The sequence below is a fragment of the Microbacterium testaceum genome, assembly GCF_001476655.1.
Classification (GTDB): domain Bacteria; phylum Actinomycetota; class Actinomycetes; order Actinomycetales; family Microbacteriaceae; genus Microbacterium; species Microbacterium testaceum_C.
In genome coordinates, this window is the sequence record NZ_LDRT01000005.1 from 38,041 (window position 1) to 57,403 (window position 19,363).

Here is a 19,363-nt window from a genome sequence, read left to right on the forward strand (position 1 = left end):
CTTCGCGCAGCGGTGGGGACGTGGCATCCGTCGTTCTCAGGTGCGGGAGTAGGCGGAGCCGTCGGCGGTGCGAACGACCAGCGCGTGGTCGACGAAGGCGCGGCGTAGGCCCGCGACGTCGTCGGTGACTTCGGCAAGACGCGCGTTGATCTCGGCCTCGGAGACGGTGTCGCCGTCGGCGAGCACGCGGGTGGCGAGGTGCTCCAGGACCGCCCGTCGGTCGGCCGCACGCGCGGGCATGCCGATGAGGCGGCCGTCCTGCAGGAAGCGATCCACACCCTCGCGCCGAGCGGGGGCACCGGCGGATGCCAGGGCCCCGGCGAACACGTCCGGGACGGCGACGAGCCCCTCGGCGGTGGCGGAGACGAGTCCCGCCGCCGAGAGCGACTCGATGATGCGCTCCGCCTTCTTCGCGGGGAGCGCGGAGAGAGCCTCGTCGATCGGCTGAGCGAGGACGATGCGGGCATAGATCTCGCGCGCGCGGTCGTCGGCGAGAGCGGCGAGGATCGCGCGCCAGGCGTTGTGGTGCATGGGATGATTCTTCTCCACACCTGGGCTCTGCACGCCCCTTCACTAGACTTCTCCGCACATGGTCGACACGCGGATTCCCCTCACCCGCTGGCAACGGGTGCTTCTCGACGGTGCACTCGCCGTCGTGGCGGTCCTTCCCGGCTTCCTCTCCCCGGACCGGACGGACCTCTCCGCAGCGCTCCTGGCTCTGGCGGCGGTGGTCCTGTGCGCACGACGCCACATGCCCTGGACGACACTCGTGACCGTATCGGCGCTGGCCGCGATCGCCGACAGCCGCTCCTTCACCGCAGCGCTGTGTCTGGCAACATTCACCGTCGCGATGCGCTTTCCGACCGCACCGGCGGTGTTCGGCTATCTCGTCGCCGCAGGGACGCCACTGCTCGGGACGACCGTGAAGATCGCGCTCGACCTCGCCGATCCGACCGTCGGAGGCGCGATCCCCGCGATCGGCGTCGGGACGAGCCTCGTCGACCCGTACGTCGTGGTCGCACTCGCCGCCGGGATCGTCACGCGGAACGTGTATGAGCGACGCCGGGCACAGGCGGCGCTTCACGAGGAGCGGATCGCCACGGCCCGCGCTCTGGAACGCGCGAGGATCACCGCCGAGATGCATGACGTGGTGGGTCACGCTCTCACCGTGATGATCTCCCTGGCGAACGGCGCACGCTCGGCGTGGGACACCGACCCCGAGCGCTCCCGGCGGGCGCTCACTCATCTGGGCCGCGTCGGCGCGACGGCGCTCGACGACATGCACCGCACACTCCGAGTCCTTCGCGACGCCGACCGCGAGCTCGACGATGCGCTGCACGAGTCGGGGCACGAGCTGTTCGAGATCGACGGCGCGGTGGAGGTCGTCCGTGCCGCGGGGGTCCCGGTTCACCTGCGCCGACGAGGCGACGACCTCCCGGAGAACGCGATGTTGCGCGCTGCCGTTCACCGCATCGTCCAGGAGTGCCTGACGAACGTTCTCCGGCATGCGGAGGGAGTCACGACCGTGGGTGCCACGATCGAGTGCTCCGCGCGAGCCGGCACCGTCGTGATCGACGTCGAGGATGACGGCATCCCGAACCCCTCCTCGCGCGGGGGAACCCGTCGCGGTCTGATCGGGATCGCGGAGCGGGCTGCGGCGTTCGGCGGGACCTGCATGTCCGGTCCGCGGTCTCCCCGAGGCTGGGCCGTCCATGTCGTCTTGCGCACGGAGTCAGAGCGATGATCGACGTGCTCATCGTCGATGACCAGGCGCTCGCCCGACTCGGGAACACGCTCGTGGTCGACAGTGCCCCCGATCTCCGCGTCGTCGGAGAGGCGTCGACGGGGGAAGAGGCCGTCGATCTCGTGAAGACCTTGCGACCCGACGTCGTCCTGATGGACGTCCGGATGCCGGGGGAGGGCGGCATCCGTGCGACGCGCACGATCACGTCGGTGAGCGCGGCGACCAGGGTCGCCGTCCTGACCTCGTTCGACCTCGATACCTACGCCTTCGGCGCTCTGGAAGCCGGTGCGAGTGCGTTCCTGTTGAAGAGCGCCACCCCCGAGCGTCTCATCGACGCGATCCGCACCGTCCATCGGGGTGAGGCCGTGGTCGAGCCGCGCACCGTGCGGAAGCTGATCGAGCGCGCGGTGGGCTCGAACACGGCGCGGGAACCGGTGGGGATTCCCGACGAACTGGCGGTGCTGACGCCACGCGAGCAGGACGTGTTCCTGGCGATCGCGACGGGCATGACGAATGCCGAGATCAGCGAGCGTCTGTTCCTGACCCCCGCCACGGTGAAGAGTCACATCAACAAGATCTTTCGCAAGCTGGAGATCCGCGACCGCGTCCACGCGGTGATCCTCGCGTACCGGCTCGGCATCATGGCACCCTGAGAGATCTCCACCCGTGGGTGGTGGCCGATGCGCGGCGCGGGGCCGTACGTTCGTCACGAAGGATCCGTGGAGCCGTGAAGGGGGCGACATGATCGAGATCGCCGTCGCCGCCCTCCTGGTGCTGGGAGCCGGCCTGCTCGCGCTCTGGTGGGCGCGTGCTTCCCACCGCGGCACGCTTCCGCAGAACCTGATCTTCGGCTACCGAACGCCCCTCACACTGTCGGACGAAGCCGCGTGGATCGCGGTCAATCGAGCACCCGCCCGCTTCGTCGCGGCGGGAGGGATCGGCGCGGCGGCCACCGCCGTCCTCGCCCTCGTGTCAGCCCTTCTCGGGTTCGGCAGTGTCGCGCCGGGCTTGCTGGGGTTCGGGCTCGTGTGGCTGCTCGTCTGCACGATTTCGGGAATCGTCCCGGCGCATCGCGCGGCCCGGCGTTACACCGCCGAGCGATCCTGAGCACGATTCCTCCCCACCGCGAGCGTCGCGAAAACCCTCCACGAACAGGGTCCGCCGCGCTGCGCGCATTTCGTGCGGGTTCCTAGGGTGGCCGCGTGACCGATACCCGCGAACCCCCACCGGACGCCCTCGTCGCGCGCCGGCGGCTCGGCGTGGGTGCCGTGATCGTGCTGGTGCTGATCGCCTTCGCGGTCACGATCGGGATCGGGATGCTGCGGGGGATGTCCGGCTCGCAGCAGGTGTCCGTCGCGTCCTCACCGCTCGGGACCACGCTCGCACCTCCGGAGGCGGGTTTGTACGTTCACATCGCGGGTGCCGTGCGTGCCCCCGGCCTCTACCGTCTCGCCGCGGGAGACAGGGTCGCGGATGCCGTGGCCCGCGCCGGCGGCTTCACGGACGACGCCGAACGAGCCGGGGTGAACCTCGCGCGTCCCGTTGCGGACGGAGAGCAGATCGTGGTGCCCGTGATCGGTGCGACACCCGATGACAACGGGGGGACGGGCACCGCCACAGCCGCGGGTGGCCTCGTCGATCTGAACACCGCCACGAGAGAACAACTCGACACGTTGCCGCGGGTGGGGCCGGCGATCGCCGACCGCATCATCGCGTGGCGGAAAGAGAATGGTCGCTTCACGAGCGTCGACGATCTCGGTTCGGTCCCGGGGATCGGCGAGAAGATGCTCGACGGGCTCCGCGATCTGGTGCGGGTGTGACACCCGTGCAGCGCCGAGCGCTCCGTCCCGCCGCCGTGGCGGTCGTGACCTGGGCCGCCGCGGGGTTCGCGACCTCCGTGCCGGATCTCTCCGGACTGACCGTCGCTGCGGCTGTGGTCGCCGCCCTCTGTGCGGTGGCATTCGTGAGGAGTCGGCGTCCGGCCCTCGGCATCGCGGCGGTCGCCCTCGCGTGCGCGGCCGCCGCGGGTGGCAGCGTCGCGGCTGCGGCTCCGGTGCGTGCACAGGTCGAGGCGTTGCAGGTCGAAGGCGGCCGCCGGCTCGACGTCGACCTGACCGTGGTCGGGCACATCTCCGGGTCCGCCGAGGGCGGCGCGTGGTTCGACGCGATCGCCTCCCGCGTGGCCGCGGGCCCCGTGGCGGTGACCGGGACGATCCCCACGCGCGTCGGCGTGGATGCGAACGGTCGCGCCGCGGTCGCGGCATCCGGTCTCGGGAGCGAGATCCGCCTCACGGGACGCGCGATCCCGCCGAGCCCGGGCGAGAGGGCGATTCTCGTCGTGCGCGCACAAGAGGTCGTCGACGCGCCCCCGCCCGAGGGGATGTGGGCGTGGTTCGAGGCGCTCCGCGACGGTCTTGTCGCGTCGACCCGCGGCCTGCCGCAGCCCGGGGCGGGGCTCGTGCCCGGACTCGCGGTGGGCGATACCTCGACCCTTGATCCGGCGACGGAGGAGGCTATGACCGCCTCCTCGCTCTCTCACCTCACGGCCGTCTCCGGAGCAAACTGTGCGCTCGTGGTGGGTGCCGCTTTCGTCCTCTTGGCCGCGGTGGGGGCTCCGCGGTGGCTCCGCGTCGTCGGCGCCGCGGGTGTTCTCGCGGGCTTCGTGGCGTTGGTGACGCCCGAGCCCAGTGTCGTGCGCGCCGCGACCATGGCCGCGATCGCCCTCCTGGCTGTCGTCCTGGGGCGTCCTGCGGCGGGAGTGGCGGTGCTCTCCGCCGCGGTGACGTCGCTGTTGATCGCCGACCCCTGGTTGTCCACGTCGCTGGGCTTCGCCCTCTCCGCCGCGGCCACCGCCGCGCTCCTCTTGCTCGCACGACCGCTCGCCCGCGGTTTGGAGCGATGGATGCCACGCGCCCTCGCCCTCGCGTTGGCGGTGCCGACGGCCGCTCAGCTCGCGTGCGGGCCCCTCGTCGTCCTGATCGATCCCCACGTCCCGCTGCTGGGCATCGCAGCCAACCTCGTGGCGGACCCGGCAGCGGCACCGGCGACGATTGCGGGGGTTCTGGCGTGCATCGCCCCGTTTCCGTGGCTGCGCGACGGACTCTCCGCTCTCGCCTGGGTACCCGCGGCCTGGATCGCCGCGGTGGCACACACCACGAGCGGCATCGGGGCACAGAACCTGCCGTGGCCCGACGGCGCGTTCGGCGCGACGCTGCTGACGGTCGTCAGCGCGTCGATGGCCGTCGCCCTCATCAGACCGACCCGGGTCAGACGGGTGACCGCACTGTCGACCGCGATCGTCGCCGTCACGGTCGGCCTGGTCGCGGGCCACACGACCCTGCGAACCGTCGCCGGGCCGCTCACGGTCCCGACGACGTGGGACGTGGCCATGTGCGATGTGGGGCAGGGCGACGCCACGCTGTGGCGCTCCGGCGGCGCGGTGGCGCTCGTCGACACCGGACCCGAACCGGAACGACTCGCGCAGTGCCTCCAGACCTTCGGTGTCGAACACCTCGACGTCGTCGTGCTCACGCACTTCGATCTCGACCACATCGGCGGATCGGCGGCCGTCGTCGGACGAACCGCACTCGTCGTCCACGGGCCCGTCGACGTCCCCGAGGATCAGCGGCTGCTCGACCGGTTCGCCGCGGCGGGTGCCGAGCTGCAGCAGGCGACGACCGGGACGACGGGAATGGTGGGGGATACCCGCTGGCAGGCTCTCGGGCCGGCGCCGCGCGACGAGCCCGGCAACGGTGCCAGCGTCGCCCTCGACGTGGTCGGTGCGGACTTCCCGCGCACAGTGCTTCTCGGCGACCTGGGCGAAGACGCGCAGGCCGCTCTCATCCGGCGGGTCGAGGTGCCGAAGGTCGATGTGGTGAAGGTGTCGCACCACGGCAGCGCCGATCAGGATCCAGAGCTCTACCGCCGGCTGCATCCGGTCGTCGGGCTGATCGGCGTGGGGGCGCAGAACCGCTATGGGCACCCCACCGCCACGCTCCTGTCGACGATGGCCGCGCTCGGCGTCGTCGTGGGGCGAACCGATACGGATGGCGACCTCGCCGTCACCATGGCCGACGGCCAGCTCACGCTATGGCGCGCGCGGCCCGCGAAAGTACTGACTGGTGGTGAGGTATTTCCCTCGCTGTCGGCGCCGGGGCCGCGGCGGCGACCTACCAGTTGACTTCTGGGGCTGAGACCGCAGAAGGCGCGCTGACCGCAACCCTCTTGGGAGCCGCGCGTGGGGCGCTCGGGGGAGCAGTCGGACTCCTCACCAAACCCGCATCCGGCGCTGTCGGGAGTGCATTCGCCTCGGCCGCCGCGACCGGAGAGCGTACGGCGGCGGTAGATGGGGCTGCAAACGCCCTTGCGGCTGCCGGACCAGGTTCCAAGGCTGGCTCGACGATTGCTGCGAACAAAGCACCTGGAGATGCAGCGTCGGACAAAATCGCGACTGCGGTGGGTGCTGGCGCAGATCGCCACGAGAGGGCCTGGAGACGACACTAGGCTGGCGGAGGATCGACGTGCTCACCACGGACGGTATTGCGATCGAGTCTATGGTGGGATACACGTCTGCCACCAAGGCCATTCGGACCCAAATCGCCAAGAACGTCGAGCTGCTGGCGCGCTCTGACCGGCGCGTTTATAGCGTCGAGTGGTGGTTCTCGACCAGAGAGGTAACCGGCCGCGGCGGTCCCAGCCCGGCGCTGAGATCGCTCCTGGAGGAGTCGGGCATCACAGTGAGGATGTTTGAATGACCGTCGACTGGACGAACTATAAGCCCGATTGGCCCCCGTTCGAAGGCCCCCTGAGCTCCTTGAGTCGAAAAGAAGCAAAAATTTCCTTCGAGCACTTCATGAAAGAAAGAAACACACGCGTCACAGAATTGAAAGGCCTCCTGAAGCGAAACGGCATTGCCTTAGATTTCATCGAAGGGGATCTTCAGAATGTCAACGATTGGTTCATTCAAAACGTCGAAAGGTGCGAACGAGACCCCGACAAGCTTGAGAACCTCTGGTACTCGGTGATCCAAGATTTGTCTGCCTTTATGGGGGAGATGATCATATACCGACACCCAAACCTGCATTGGGAATTCTTTACTGGAAGGAAGATTGATATCTCCTATCAGCACCCGGTGATCATGGGTTTCGATAACATTCCTAAAGTTCGAATGGAAATGAACATATCCGCCCCACTCGTCACCTACGCTACTCGCGTGGTTCGCCAGCTACCGGTGCGACCTGACCACTTCGTGGCAATCGTCGACCAGGCGACCAAGCTCCTGCAAATCGGCCAGAAGCAGTAGCCGGCCAGATGGCGGCGCCGGCGATCTGGCCATTGTGGCTGCGAAGTCCCGCGTAGCTGGGTGATGCGAGCATCAGTTTTATCGCGACGCCGGTCCAACCCTGGCGGTGCGCGTCAGTTCCCGGGTAAGCCCCCCCGGGTACAACGGCCCATGGCGTCCACCGTGGTGGCCCAACTGACTCGGATGGAGATAATGATATTCCGAACACACGAATTACCCGCCTGGTGGCATAAATCGGACGCCTTAGTTCAAGCACTCCTAGAAGAGGAGAACAATTCAGAGCAAATTTGGCGCAGAGAGCTAGGCGACGACAAGTTTGAGGTTTGCTGCATTCCCTTCTATCTCTACAACGTCGCGTTAGGCGACATTATCTTGGCGCCAAATTATCATTTTCAGAGGGTCCTTGAGCCATCTGGGCACTACGTCTTTCGGGTGCTGCTGGAAGAAAAGCAGTATGGGTGGCGCGAATCGATCATGGCCGAGTTGAACAAATTTGAAGCCCTACTCGAATGGTATTCCGCTGGCCTCATGTCCATAGATGCGCCAAATCTGAAGCAAGCGGACGCGATTGCCACGTGGCTTATGGAGTGCCAACAAAGAGGACTTCTTCATTACGAGACAGGCAGGGTCTGACAAGCCATCCCGGCCTTCTTCGAGAATGTAAAGATGGGCGGCCGCACGGCAAGTAGACCGGGCGATGATCGCCTCGTCCCCGTAGATTTGTGACTCTGCGCGGCAAGTATTCGATACATTGAAGGGTCAGATCGAATCAACGCTCGGTTGGGCGTCGGACCAGAGAGCCGAGAAAGAGCACCAGGGCAATGTGGCGCGTATCCATGCGGCGTCAGTCGTGGCGACGCTGTTCCCGATCGATCGACCGGCCACCGAGTCTCACTTTGGTCGAGCGCTAACTGGAGCCTTCTGGTACCCGCTTGATTCCCCGTGTGCAGAGTTACCTGCACCACGTTACGAGCGATGATTCTCTTGGCGGCGAGTGAACGGGAGGCGTACGCGCCACGGATGTCGGTCGCTTCGGCGAGCAATTGGACGTCGGTGCGGGCTGTCGTGAGGCGCAAGGACGCGCGGGCGGCCCTCCTTCGTCGGGTCGAGGCGCCGCGGATCGATGTGGTGGAAATCTCGCACCACGGCAGCGCCGACCAGGATCCGGAGCTCTACCGGCGTCTGCATCCCATCGTCGGAATGATCGACGTCGGAGCAGACGACCGCTACGGGCACCGCCCCGCCACACTCCTGTCGACGATGGCCGCGCTCGGCGTCGTGGTGGGGCGAACGGACACCGACGGAGACCTCGCCGTCAGCATGAGTCAGGGCGATCTCACCCTGTGGCGCGCGCGGCCCCCAGGGTGACGACCGGGCCGATGCCTCGTCGGCCACGAACCGCGATGTCGGACCCGGTCGGTAGGCTGGAGAGGTGACCCCGGCTCCCCGACGCTCCGCTCCGGCGAAGGCCAAAACGGCCATCCCGCAGGTGTCGTGGCGTACGCCGCAGCCCGCGCCGATCGTTCTCGTCTCGGGACCCGAAGAGGTCTGCGCGGAGCGCGCGACCGCGGGCATCCGGGAGTTCCTCAAGAGCGAAGACCCGAGCCTCGAGGTCACCGACGTACGCGCCGACGACTACGCCGCGGGAACGCTGTTGGCCGTCACCTCGCCATCCCTGTTCGGCGAGCCGCGTCTCGTCCGCGTCGGAGGTGTCGAGAAGTGCAGCGACACCTTCCTCAGCGAAGCCGTGTCGTACCTCGCTCAGCCGCAGGACGGCGCGACGGTCGTACTCCGCCACACCGGCGCGAGCGTGCGCGGCAAGAAGCTCCTCGACGCGATTCGCGCGGGACAGGGGAGCGGCATCGAGATCGCGTGCCCCGCGATCAAGCGCGACTCCGATCGCTTCGACTTCGCCGTCGGCGAGTTCAAGGCGGCCGGAAAGCGCATCGCGCCCGTCGCGCTGCGGTCGCTCGTGTCTGCCTTCGCCGACGATCTCACCGAACTCGCGGCGGCCTGCCAGCAGCTCATCGCCGACGTCCCGGGCGACATCGACGAACGCACCGTCGAGCGGTACTACGGGGGCCGCGTCGAGACCTCCGCGTTCACGGTGGCCGACACCGCGATCGCCGGCCAGTACGGCCCCGCGCTCCTCGCACTGCGTCACGCTCTGGCATCCGGAGCCGATCCCGTCCCCCTCGTCGCCGCGGTCGCGATGAAACTGCGCACGATGGCCCGCGTGGCCGGTACGCGCGAGCCATCGTCGCAGCTCGCGCAGCGTCTGGGTATGAAGGACTGGCAGGTCGACCGCGCCCGCCGCGACCTCGTGGGCTGGACCGCCGCGAGTCTCGGCCGAGCGATCCACGCGACCGCGCGCGCCGACGCCGAAGTGAAGGGCGCGTCTCGCGATCCCGTCTTCGCGCTCGAACGGATGATCACGATCATCGCGACGCGCGCGCCCTACGGTTCCTGAGCGTCGCGGCCCGACCCGACGCGGGGACCGCCCACGCCCCGCCCACCGCTTTGCCGCCTTCGGTTCCTGAGCGTCGCGGCCCCGGCCCGACGCGGGAACCGCTCACGCCCGGCCCACCGTGTTGCCGCCTTCGGTTCCCACACCGTCCGCCGGCCACCACGACGCGCCGGTCGAACCCCGCGACGGCAGGAGACCCGCTCCCAGGAGGACAGCCGATCGCGCGCGCATTCTCCCTTCACCGAATCTCCTCCCGCCACCGGCACGGCGCACCGCCGGGTGCCGCACCGCGCATGACCCCCGGAAACGACGAAGCCCGCCCCGCTGATGCGGGACGGGCTGTCGAGGTTCGGCGGCTCAGAGAGCGGCGACCGACTTCGCGATGGCCGACTTGCGGTTCGCGGCCTGGTTCTGGTGGATGACACCCTTGCTCACGGCCTTGTCGAGCTTCTTGGTCGCGGTGGCGAGCGCCTTGACGGCGGCTTCCTTGTCACCGGCCAGGACGGCTTCCTTGGTGCGACGCACGTGCGTCTTCAGCTCGCTCTTGACGGCCTTGTTGCGCTCGTGCGCCTTCTCGTTGGTCTTGTTGCGCTTGATCTGCGACTTGATGTTCGCCACGTCATCGGTCTTTCGTTTGAGTGAGTGTTGGAAGTGCCGGGCGAGCGGTAGAGGGACGCTGCACCGGCGGTCGTGGAGGTCGGGAAAAACCCCACACGCAAGCCAAGGACCGATTCTATCAGGTCGCCGCCTCGATCGTGGTGAGCGCCACCTCCAGCAGCGCGTTGAACACCCGCGGTCGCATGGCGGTGACGAGGTGAGTGGTCCTCGGCACGACGATGAGCTCCGCATGAGGGGCGAGCGCGACGAACAGCCTCTCGTTCACGCGCAGCTGGTCCCACTGCCCGTTGATGAACCACAGCGGCACGCGGATCCGACGAACGGATGCCAACAGGTCGAGCACCGACAGCGACGCCAGCGCCGTGTCCTGGGCGTCGAACGCGTACCCACCCGCGCCGAAGTCCGGCCGGGTCTCGGGCGGCAGCGTCCGATCCAGCACGCGGTTGGTCAGGCCGAGACCCCGATCGGGGAGGCTGTCGAACCGCCGCGCGAGGAACCGGTACGCCGCGAGCCCGATCCCGCGGGGGATCGAGGTGCAGGACGCGGCGATGAACGCCGCGACCGGCGGCGGCTCCTCGCGCCCGACGTACTCGATCGACAACAGCCCGCCCATCGAATGCCCGACCAGAAGCACGGGGCCGCAGGCGGCGGCATCCTGAACCGCCCGATCGATCGTCGCGAACGCCTCGTCGAGCGTGAACTCCTCGCCCCGGCGGCTTCCGTGTCCGGGCAGATCGACGGCGGTCACGGGGGTGCCGCGTTCTTCCAGATACGCGACCTGGGATCGCCACATCGTCGCCGACGTGCGGATGCCGTGCACGAGCACGACCTGGACCGTCATGGCATCCAATCTACGAAAAGCGGCCCGTGACCGGCACGAAATCCGCGGTGCCTAGCATGAGCCCTCGTCTCGCTCCTCGGGGATGCCCGCGTCGGGGATCCGTCGAATCTTCGAGCTCGCTCTGCGGCGTCCGGACACCGTGATGCTCGCGGTCGGGGAACCGGTCGCCGAAGCGCCGCCGCACACCCTCGCGGCCGGCACCGACACATGGACGGCCGCCGATGTGCGATACACCGCCAACGCCGGCGTCGTCGAGCTGCGAGAGGCGATCGTCGACAAGCTTCGGCGCGAGAACCAGCTCCTCGTCGACACCGACCGCGTCCACGTCACGAACGGGGGCACCCAGGCGCTCTCGCACGCGATCCTCCTCGCGCTCGGCGAGGGCGACGAGGTCCTCGCACGTCTCCGTCGCGACCCTCCCGGGCGCCGCCGACCGCACGCTCACGGTGCACTCCGTCTCCAAAACGTACGCCCTCACCGGTGCCCGCGTCGGGTGGCTCGTGACGCCCCCGGGTGTGGACGAGGTGCTCGGGAAGATCCAGGAAGCCACCACGAGCTGCGTCAACACCCCGGCGCAGCATGCGGCTCTCGACGCTCTCACCGGCCCACAGGACTCCGTGCGCGACGCGCGCGAGGTCTACCGGGAGCGCCTGCGGGCGAGCTGCGCGCTCCTCGACGAACGCGGCATCGCGTACCTCCCGCCGACCGGCGCGTTCTACCTGTGGGTGGACGTCTCGCACGCCTCGCGGGGCGATGTCGCCGGGTGGGCGGAGCGATTCCTCATCGAGAAGGGCGTCGCCGTCGCGCCGGGATCCGCGTTCGGGGACGGCGGGGAGGGCTGGATCCGCATCTGCGCAGCGAGCCCGTGGGAAGCCCTGCGACGCGGGCTGTCGGCGCTGCCGGCGCCCTCGCGCCCGTCGTGAGGCAAGGCCTCCCGTAGAATCGACGGAACATGTCACCGCGCGCCCTGAAGCCCCTCGAGCCGTCTGCCACTCCGCCGGAGCAGATCCGCAACTTCTGCATCATCGCTCACATCGACCACGGCAAGTCGACGTTGGCCGACCGCATGCTGCAGATCACCGGCGTCGTCAGCGACCGCGATATGCGCGCGCAATACCTCGACCGCATGGACATCGAGCGCGAGCGCGGCATCACGATCAAGTCCCAGGCGGTGCGGATGCCGTGGTCCACCGCCGACGGCACGTTCGCCCTCAACATGATCGACACGCCCGGTCACGTCGACTTCACGTACGAGGTCAGCCGCTCGCTCGCCGCGTGCGAGGGCGCGATCCTCCTCGTCGACGCGGCGCAGGGCATCGAGGCCCAGACGCTGGCCAACCTGTACCTCGCGCTCGAGAACGATCTGACGATCATCCCGGTGCTCAACAAGATCGACCTCCCCGCGGCCGACCCCGACAAGTACGCAGCCGAGCTCGCCGGCCTCATCGGCGGCAAGCCCGAAGACGTGCTGCGCGTGAGCGGCAAGACCGGCATGGGCGTCGAGGAGCTGCTCGATCTCATCGTCGAGAAGATCCCCGCGCCCGTCGGCCAGGCCGACGCCCCGGCACGCGCGATGATCTTCGACTCGGTCTACGACGCCTACCGCGGCGTGGTCACGTACGTCCGCATGATCGACGGATCCCTGCAGCCGCGCGAGCGTCTGCAGATGATGTCGACCGGCGCGACGCACGAAGCGCTCGAGATCGGTGTCTCCAGCCCCGAGCCGATCCCCACCAAGGGGCTCGGCGTCGGCGAGGTCGGGTACCTCATCACCGGCGTGAAGGACGTGCGGCAGTCGAAGGTCGGCGACACGATCACCACGCACCGCAAGCCCGCCACCGAGGCCCTCGCCGGCTACACGGATCCCAAGCCCATGGTCTTCTCGGGTATCTACCCGATCGACGGCAGTGACTACGCAGAGCTGCGCGAAGCCCTCGATAAGCTCAAGCTCTCCGACGCCTCGCTGCAGTACGAGCCCGAGACCTCGGTCGCCCTCGGCTTCGGCTTCCGTGCCGGCTTCCTCGGCCTCCTGCACCTCGAGATCATCACCGAGCGCCTGTCCCGCGAGTTCGGTCTCGACCTCATCACGACCGCGCCGTCGGTGACGTACGAGGTCACCACCGACAACGGCGAGACGGTCTCAGTCACCAACCCCAGCGAGTACCCCGACGGTCGCGTCGCCTCGGTGTCGGAGCCGATCGTCAAGGTCGGCATCCTGCTCCCGAAGGACTACGTGGGCACCGTCATGGAGCTCTGCCAGTCCCGCCGCGGCACTCTGCTCGGCATGGAGTACCTCAGCGAAGACCGCGTCGAGCTGCGCTACCACATGCCGCTCGGCGAGATCGTGTTCGACTTCTTCGACCACCTGAAGTCGCGCACTCAGGGCTACGCGAGCCTCGACTACGAACCCGCCGGCCAGCAGACCGCCGATCTGGTGAAGGTCGACATCCTGCTCCAGGGCGAGAAGGTCGACGCGTTCAGTTCGATCGTGCACCGCGAGAAGGCGTACGCCTACGGCACCCTCATGGCCGAGCGGCTGCGCAAGCTGATCCCGCGCCAGCAGTTCGAGGTGCCCATCCAGGCCGCGATCGGTGCGCGCATCATCGCGCGCGAGACCATCCGAGCGATCCGCAAGGACGTTCTGGCCAAGTGCTACGGCGGCGACATCACCCGAAAGCGCAAGCTCCTCGAGAAGCAGAAAGAGGGCAAGAAGCGCATGAAGATGGTGGGCCGCGTCGAGGTCCCCCAGGAGGCGTTCATCGCCGCCCTGTCGGGAGACGTCGAGGCGAAGAAGTAGCGACCGAATCGAGAGGGAGATCATGCGACGGCAGAACTTCACCGACGACACGGTCGACTACGCGGCGGTCGGCGCCACGCAGGCGCCCGACCTCATGCAGTATCCGCCGGAGCATTCCGTGCCGGCCGAGGACGCCTGGCGTATCGGCAGCGGCGAGGAGCGCTTCGCCGCGGCGAGCGAGCTGCTGCTGTCGTGGGCGCCGCTGCGCTCGGGCGACCTGAGCATCAGCGATGTGCGGCCGGCATCCGGAGGCGGGTACTCGGGCGTCGGCTTCGACGCGGAAGGCGCCCCGGTCGCCCCCAGCAGCCTCGAGCCCGAGCAGCGCTTCGCCGCCGACGGCACGCCGTTCGTCAGCCCGGGCGCGGGCGTGCGCCTGCACGGCAAGGTCGACGGGCACCGCGCCGACGCCGAGCTGCGCGTGATCTCGGTCTTCGAGGAGCCGCGCCGGGTCGGCTTCATCCTCGGCACCGTCGGACACTCGATCGTCAGCGGCGAGGAGCTCTTCGTCGTCGAGTGGCGCGACAACGACGAGGTGTGGTTCGTCGTCCGTGCCTTCGACCGCCCGACCGTGCCGTCGTACCGGCTGTTCGCGAGCCGCCTCCGCCGTCGTCGGCGCGCTCTCTTCTCGCAGTATCTGCGCGCGATCTCCCCGCTCTACACGTCCTGATGGGCGGGCCTCTTCCCCTCGGAGACCCGGCTCCCACCGACGGACATCTGCCCGCCGACCTCACCATCGACCCGTCGACCGATTTCGGGGTCTACCTGCACGTCCCGTTCTGCCGCGTACGGTGCGGCTACTGCGACTTCAACACCTACACCGCGAGCGAGCTCCGCGGCGCGCGCCAGGACGACTTCGCCGACACCCTCGCCGCCGAGGTGCGTCTGGCGGGAACGGTAATGGATGCCGCGGGCGGCCGCCGCGTGGCATCCACCGTCTTCTTCGGGGGCGGAACGCCGACGCTTCTCCCCCCGGGAGACCTCGCGCGGATGCTCGACGCGGTGCGCGCGGAGTTCGGGATCGCGGACGGGGCCGAGGTCACGGTCGAGGCCAACCCCGACACCGTCGACGACGCGGTCATGGAGACGCTCGCTGCGGCCGGCGTCACGCGCGTGTCGATCGGGATGCAGTCGGCGCGGCCGCACGTCCTCGCCGCTCTCGACCGCACCCACGATCCGGCCAACGTCGCCACCGCGGTCGCCGCCGCGCGGGGCGCGGGACTCGACGTCTCGCTCGACCTCATCTACGGGGCACCGGGGGAGTCGCTCGACGACTGGCGCGCGTCCCTCGAGGCGGCGGCCGTGCTCGCGCCGGACCACATCTCGGCGTACGCGCTCATCGTCGAGGACGGCACGAAGCTCGCGCGGCAGATCCGCTCGGGCGCGGTCGCCGAGCCCTCCGACGATCTCCAGGCCGACATGTACGAGTTGGCCGACGAGCTCCTCGCCGACGCCGGGTACGACTGGTACGAGGTGTCGAACTGGTCGCGGGGTGTCGAGCACCGCTCGCGCCACAACCTCGCGTATTGGCGGGGCACCGACTGGTGGGGCTTCGGCCCGGGGGCGCACAGTCACGTGGCCGGCCTCCGCTGGTGGAACGTGAAGCATCCCGCGGCGTACGCGCAGCGGCTCGCCGCCGAGGAGTCGCCGGCCGCGGCGCGGGAACGGCCCGACGAGACGGCCCGGCGCCTCGAGTCGGTGCTCCTGCGCAGCCGGATCCGCGAGGGTCTCGCGGTCTCCGAGCTGCTCGGCGAGGGCCGCAAGGCCGTGGCATCCCTCATCGCCGACGGTCTCGTGGAGGGTCCGGATGCCGTGCGCGGACGCATCGTCCTGACGCGGCGCGGTCGCCTCCTGGCGGATGCCGTGGTGCGCGCGCTGACGGCCTGAGGGGCGCGGACATCGCCCGCCCGCGACGCACCGTGGCCCCCGGCCCCCATCAGCGATAAACGGTGATCCTTGCGAGACACGCCGCGACGCACCGTGGCCCCTGGCCCCCATCAGCGATAAACGGTGATCCTTGCGAGACACGCCGCGACGCACCGTGTCTCGCATCGGAAGGCGTTTCTCGAGGGGAGACGGGGCGCGTGCACCCTCAACCCCGCGAGCCGCTCGACGCACCGGCCGCGGTGATCGTCGTAGAATTGGCACTCAGTCGAGTCGAGTGCCAGACGGGAGGAGCAGCTCATGGTGTCGGAACGCGGCCTTCAGGTGCTCCGCGCGATCGTGCAGGACTACGTCGACACGCGCGAGCCCGTCGGCAGCAAGGCCATCGTGGACCGCCATGCCTTCGGGGTGTCTGCGGCCACCATCCGCAACGACATGGCCCTGCTCGAAGACGAAGAGCTCATCGTCGCCCCGCACACCTCGTCGGGGCGCGTCCCGACCGACAAGGGCTATCGCGTCTTCGTCGATCACCTCGCCGAGCTGCGCCCGCTCTCGAGTGCCCAGCGCAGCGCCATCACGTCTTTCCTCGACGAGGCCGGCGATCTCGACGACCTCCTCGCCCGAACGGTGCGAGCCCTTACGCAGCTGACCGGCCAGGTCGCGATCGTGCAGTACCCGTCGTTCGCGCGCGCCAACGTCTCGCATGTCGAACTCGTCGCCCTCGGCGGGCCGCGCGTTCTCGTCATCCTCGTCACCGACACCGGTCGCGTGTCGCAGCGCATCTCGTTCGCCCCGGCAGAACCCGGCGAGACCGAGATCGTGCAGCTGCGCGCGCGGGTGGGCGCGATCCTGGTCGGCCGCAGCGTCGCCGACTGCGTCCAGCGGGTCGCCGACGCCCTCGCCGACGGGCCGCGCCCCGGCGTGGTGCTCGACGCGATCGCCGACGCGGTACTGCGCGTCGTGGGCGAAGAGCTCGAGGAATTCCGCCAGGATCGCCTGGTGATGGCGGGGGCCGCGACCCTCGCGAAACGCGAGCACGACTTCCGCGGCAGCATCTACCCGCTCCTCGAGGCGATCGAGGAGCAGGTGACCCTGCTGCGTCTCATGAGCGAGATGGTCGCGGACGACAAGGGCCTCTCGGCCAGTATCGGCCGCGAGAACGAGCCCTTCGGCCTCGTCGAGGCGTCGGTCCTCGCCAGCCGCTACGACGGGTCGACGGGCGGTGCCCGCGTCGGTCTGCTCGGCCCGACGCGCATGGACTACTCCTCCAACCTCGCGGCGGTCCGCGCCGTCGCGCACTATCTGACCCGGATGCTCGAAGACGACGACGGCGCTCGCTGACACCGAGCACGACGAGCACCCCACCGAGAACGACCCCGCGCAAGCGGACAGGAAGGCGATTGTGGCTGACCACTACGAGGTCCTGGGCGTCGAGCGCGACGCCAGCCCCGAAGACATCAAGAAGGCGTACCGACGCCTGGCGCGCCAACTGCACCCCGATGTGAACCCGGGCGAAGAAGCGTCCGAGCGCTTCAAGCTCGTCACGCACGCCTACGACGTGCTGAGCGACCCCGAGCAGCGCCGCCGGTACGACATGGGCGGCGACCAGAATCCGTTCGGGGGCGGGGGAGCGGGCGGCTTCGGCGGCTTCAGCGACATCTTCGAGACGTTCTTCGGCGGGGCTCAGGGCGGCGGCGGACGCGGACCGCGACCCCGTTCGCGGCGTGAGCGCGGTCAGGACGCCCTCGTGCGCGTGACCCTCTCGCTCGGCGACGTCGTGTTCGGGGTGCACCGCGACCTCGAGGTCGACACGGCGGTGCTGTGCGAGACCTGTCAGGGCGCCTGCACCGCGCCGGGCACGAGCGAGGTCACGTGCGACATCTGCCACGGCTCGGGGCACGTGCAGCGCACGGTCCGCAGCCTCCTCGGCAACGTCGTGACCAGCCAGCCCTGCAACGTCTGCCAGGGCCACGGCACGACCATCCCGTACCCCTGCAACACCTGCCAGGGTCAGGGCCGCGTGCGCGCGCGTCGCACCGTCTCGGTCGACATCCCCGCCGGGGTCGAGTCGGGCCTGCGTCTGCAGCTCCCCGGCTCGGGCGAGGTCGGTCCCGCCGGAGGCCCCAACGGCGATCTCTACATCGAGGTCACCGTCGAGGCGCACGAGGCCTTCAGCCGCGAGGGCGACGACCTGCTCGCGACCCTGGAGGTTTCGATGCCGGATGCCATTCTCGGCACGACCACGACGATCCAGTCGCTCGACGGCAGCGTCGACCTCGAGGTGCGTCCCGGAGTCCAGTCCGGCGACGTGCTGACGATCAAGAATCGTGGCATCACGCCCCTGCGCGGAAGCCAGCGCGGCGACCTGAAGGTCGGCGTGCAGGTGGTCACCCCGACCCGCCTCGATCACAAGGAGCGCGCCCTCATCGAGGAGTTCGCGAAGCGGACGAAGGCTCCCCAGCCCCGCCTCGCCGAGCACCAGCAGGGCATGTTCGCGAAGTTCCGCGATCGCTTCCGGCACTGATCGTGGCTCTGCATTTCGTCACCGACGAGGCGGCATCCGCGGAGCCCGGCGACGTCGTCACCCTCCGAGGTTCCGAGGCGCATCACGCGTCCACGGTGCGTCGAGTGCGCGTCGATGAGGCGGTGACCCTCGGCGATGGGCGCGGCGCGTGGCTCGCGGGCCTCGTGATCGCCGCGTCGCCCCAGCAGGTCGACGTCCGCATCACCGGCCGCGACGACGTGCCTGCCCCGAGTCCGCGCTTCGTGCTCGTCCAGGCCCTTGCCAAGGGCGATCGCGACGAGCTCGCCATCCAGGCGGCGACCGAACTCGGCGTCGACGCGATCATGCCCTGGCAGGCGAATCGCTGCGTGTCCCGGTGGGATGCCAAGGCCGAGAAAGGCCTCGCCCGCTGGCGGACGATCGTGCGCGAGGCCGCCAAGCAGGCGCATCGCGCCTGGATCCCCGAAGTCGACGCGCTGGTGCGGACGGCAGATCTCGTCCGGCTCGCCGCGACGTCGCGGGTGCTGGTGCTCGAGCCGTCGGCATCCGCCCGTCTCACCGCCACGGCGGCGGAGGCGTCCGACGGTCGCGACGTCGTGCTGGTGGTCGGCCCCGAGGGCGGGATCACCCCCGACGAACTCTCGGCGCTCGAGGGGGCCGGAGCGCGCCTGGTCCGCCTCGGCGACACGGTGCTGCGCACATCCACCGCCGGGGCGGCGGCGATCTCGGTGCTGTCCGCCGCGCACGGACGCTGGTGAGCGGCCGCCCCGCGCAACCCGCCTCCCGTGTCGGAGCCCGTCGATAGACTGGATGCCATGAGCGAACCCTCCATCTTCACGCGCATCCTGCAGGGCGAGATCCCGGCCGAGATCGTGGCCGAGACGGAGAACGTCTTCGCGATCCGCGACATCGCCCCGCAAGCCCCGGTGCATCTGCTGGTCATTCCGAAGACGGCGCAGTACCGCAATGTCGTCGAACTTGCGGCGGGCGACCCCGATCTGCTCACCGAGGTCATCGGTCTGGCCAACACCGTGGCCGCGGAGCACTCCGACGGTGACTTCCGTCTCGTCTTCAACACCGGCGAGGGAGCCGGTCAGACGGTCTTCCATGTGCACGCCCACGTCCTCGCGGGCGGCCTGAACGAAAAGAGCCTGGGTGGCTGATTCCCCCGAAGAGAACGTCGTCGACCGCATCGAGGTCGACGGCGTCG

The 19,363-nt window shown here is 69.2% G+C and carries 21 protein-coding genes and 1 pseudogene; 19 read left to right on the forward strand and 3 right to left on the reverse strand.

What is annotated here, in order from left to right; genetic code table 11:
* Positions 1-36 precede the first annotated feature (36 nt).
* Positions 37-531 (reverse strand): DUF2087 domain-containing protein, encoded by a 495-nt coding sequence (locus NS220_RS00935; protein ID WP_058622238.1) that lies wholly within the window; start codon positions 529-531, stop codon positions 37-39.
* A gap of 58 nt (positions 532-589) precedes the next feature.
* Here NS220_RS00935 and NS220_RS00940 point away from each other — a divergent pair, with 58 nt between their 5' ends.
* The 10 genes from NS220_RS00940 to holA all read left to right on the forward strand — a co-directional run bounded on the left by NS220_RS00940 (position 590) and on the right by holA (position 9,516).
* Entirely contained in the window at positions 590-1,744 is a 1,155-nt protein-coding gene (locus NS220_RS00940; protein ID WP_058622239.1) for a sensor histidine kinase, read from the forward strand.
* On the forward strand, positions 1,741-2,397 hold the full coding sequence (locus NS220_RS00945; protein ID WP_058622240.1) for a response regulator transcription factor: 657 nt from the start codon (positions 1,741-1,743) through the stop codon (positions 2,395-2,397). The genes NS220_RS00940 and NS220_RS00945 overlap by 4 nt, the downstream gene beginning before the upstream one ends.
* Before the next feature lie 88 nt (positions 2,398-2,485).
* Positions 2,486-2,851, forward strand: coding sequence for an SdpI family protein (locus tag NS220_RS00950; protein ID WP_058622241.1), 366 nt, complete (start codon positions 2,486-2,488; stop codon positions 2,849-2,851).
* Between the two features lie 95 nt (positions 2,852-2,946).
* The gene (locus tag NS220_RS00955; RefSeq protein ID WP_058622242.1) at positions 2,947-3,564 is read left to right on the forward strand and encodes a ComEA family DNA-binding protein; all 618 of its coding nucleotides are present in this window, start codon (positions 2,947-2,949) and stop codon (positions 3,562-3,564) included.
* The gene (locus NS220_RS00960) at positions 3,561-5,924 is read left to right on the forward strand and encodes a ComEC/Rec2 family competence protein (protein WP_058622243.1); all 2,364 of its coding nucleotides are present in this window, start codon (positions 3,561-3,563) and stop codon (positions 5,922-5,924) included. The genes NS220_RS00955 and NS220_RS00960 overlap by 4 nt, the downstream gene beginning before the upstream one ends.
* A 340-nt stretch (positions 5,925-6,264) precedes the next feature.
* A complete protein-coding gene (locus NS220_RS00965) occupies positions 6,265-6,498 on the forward strand; it encodes a hypothetical protein (RefSeq protein ID WP_058622244.1) in 234 nt (77 codons plus the stop codon).
* A complete protein-coding gene (locus tag NS220_RS19535; RefSeq protein ID WP_153004095.1) occupies positions 6,495-7,046 on the forward strand; it encodes a hypothetical protein in 552 nt (183 codons plus the stop codon). The genes NS220_RS00965 and NS220_RS19535 overlap by 4 nt, the downstream gene beginning before the upstream one ends.
* A gap of 150 nt (positions 7,047-7,196) precedes the next feature.
* Positions 7,197-7,679, forward strand: coding sequence for a DUF4265 domain-containing protein (locus NS220_RS19090; protein WP_193755233.1), 483 nt, complete (start codon positions 7,197-7,199; stop codon positions 7,677-7,679).
* Positions 7,680-8,066: 387 nt separating this feature from the next.
* Entirely contained in the window at positions 8,067-8,414 is a 348-nt protein-coding gene (locus NS220_RS00970) for a hypothetical protein (protein WP_058622245.1), read from the forward strand.
* Between the two features lie 64 nt (positions 8,415-8,478).
* Positions 8,479-9,516 (forward strand): DNA polymerase III subunit delta, encoded by a 1,038-nt coding sequence (holA, locus tag NS220_RS00975; protein WP_058622246.1) that lies wholly within the window; start codon positions 8,479-8,481, stop codon positions 9,514-9,516.
* A gap of 354 nt (positions 9,517-9,870) precedes the next feature.
* Here the strand turns inward: holA and rpsT are convergent, their stop codons facing one another.
* Complete coding sequence (rpsT, locus tag NS220_RS00980) at positions 9,871-10,131, reverse strand: 30S ribosomal protein S20 (RefSeq protein ID WP_013586458.1); 261 nt, start codon at positions 10,129-10,131, stop codon at positions 9,871-9,873.
* A gap of 118 nt (positions 10,132-10,249) precedes the next feature.
* On the reverse strand, positions 10,250-10,972 hold the full coding sequence (locus NS220_RS00985) for an alpha/beta fold hydrolase (RefSeq protein ID WP_058622247.1): 723 nt from the start codon (positions 10,970-10,972) through the stop codon (positions 10,250-10,252).
* 142 nt (positions 10,973-11,114) lie between these two features.
* Here NS220_RS00985 and NS220_RS20755 point away from each other — a divergent pair.
* The 9 genes and pseudogenes from NS220_RS20755 to NS220_RS01030 all read left to right on the forward strand — a co-directional run.
* Positions 11,115-11,312: pseudogene (locus NS220_RS20755) on the forward strand (pyridoxal phosphate-dependent aminotransferase); the annotation flags it as partial.
* 106 nt (positions 11,313-11,418) lie between these two features.
* Positions 11,419-11,895: a pyridoxal phosphate-dependent aminotransferase gene (locus tag NS220_RS20490; protein WP_058622249.1), complete on the forward strand. Its 477-nt coding sequence runs from the start codon at positions 11,419-11,421 to the stop codon at positions 11,893-11,895.
* 29 nt (positions 11,896-11,924) lie between these two features.
* Positions 11,925-13,769, forward strand: a complete 1,845-nt coding sequence (gene lepA, locus NS220_RS01000) for a translation elongation factor 4 (protein WP_058622250.1) — start codon at positions 11,925-11,927, stop codon at positions 13,767-13,769.
* A gap of 22 nt (positions 13,770-13,791) precedes the next feature.
* Positions 13,792-14,436, forward strand: a complete 645-nt coding sequence (locus NS220_RS01005) for a DUF1990 family protein (protein WP_058622251.1) — start codon at positions 13,792-13,794, stop codon at positions 14,434-14,436.
* Positions 14,436-15,653, forward strand: a complete 1,218-nt coding sequence (gene hemW, locus NS220_RS01010) for a radical SAM family heme chaperone HemW (RefSeq protein WP_058622252.1) — start codon at positions 14,436-14,438, stop codon at positions 15,651-15,653. The genes NS220_RS01005 and hemW overlap by 1 nt, the downstream gene beginning before the upstream one ends.
* Positions 15,654-15,950: 297 nt before the next feature.
* Complete coding sequence (gene hrcA / locus NS220_RS01015) at positions 15,951-16,991, forward strand: heat-inducible transcriptional repressor HrcA (protein ID WP_058622253.1); 1,041 nt, start codon at positions 15,951-15,953, stop codon at positions 16,989-16,991.
* Between the two features lie 61 nt (positions 16,992-17,052).
* Positions 17,053-18,174 carry a molecular chaperone DnaJ gene (dnaJ, locus tag NS220_RS01020; protein ID WP_058622254.1) on the forward strand — a complete coding sequence of 374 codons (1,122 nt, stop codon included), beginning with the start codon at positions 17,053-17,055 and terminating at the stop codon, positions 18,172-18,174.
* Positions 18,175-18,176: 2 nt separating this feature from the next.
* Complete coding sequence (locus NS220_RS01025; RefSeq protein WP_058622255.1) at positions 18,177-18,911, forward strand: 16S rRNA (uracil(1498)-N(3))-methyltransferase; 735 nt, start codon at positions 18,177-18,179, stop codon at positions 18,909-18,911.
* A 57-nt stretch (positions 18,912-18,968) separates the two neighbouring features.
* Entirely contained in the window at positions 18,969-19,316 is a 348-nt protein-coding gene (locus tag NS220_RS01030; RefSeq protein WP_058622256.1) for an HIT domain-containing protein, read from the forward strand.
* The last annotated feature ends 47 nt before the right edge of the window (positions 19,317-19,363 follow it).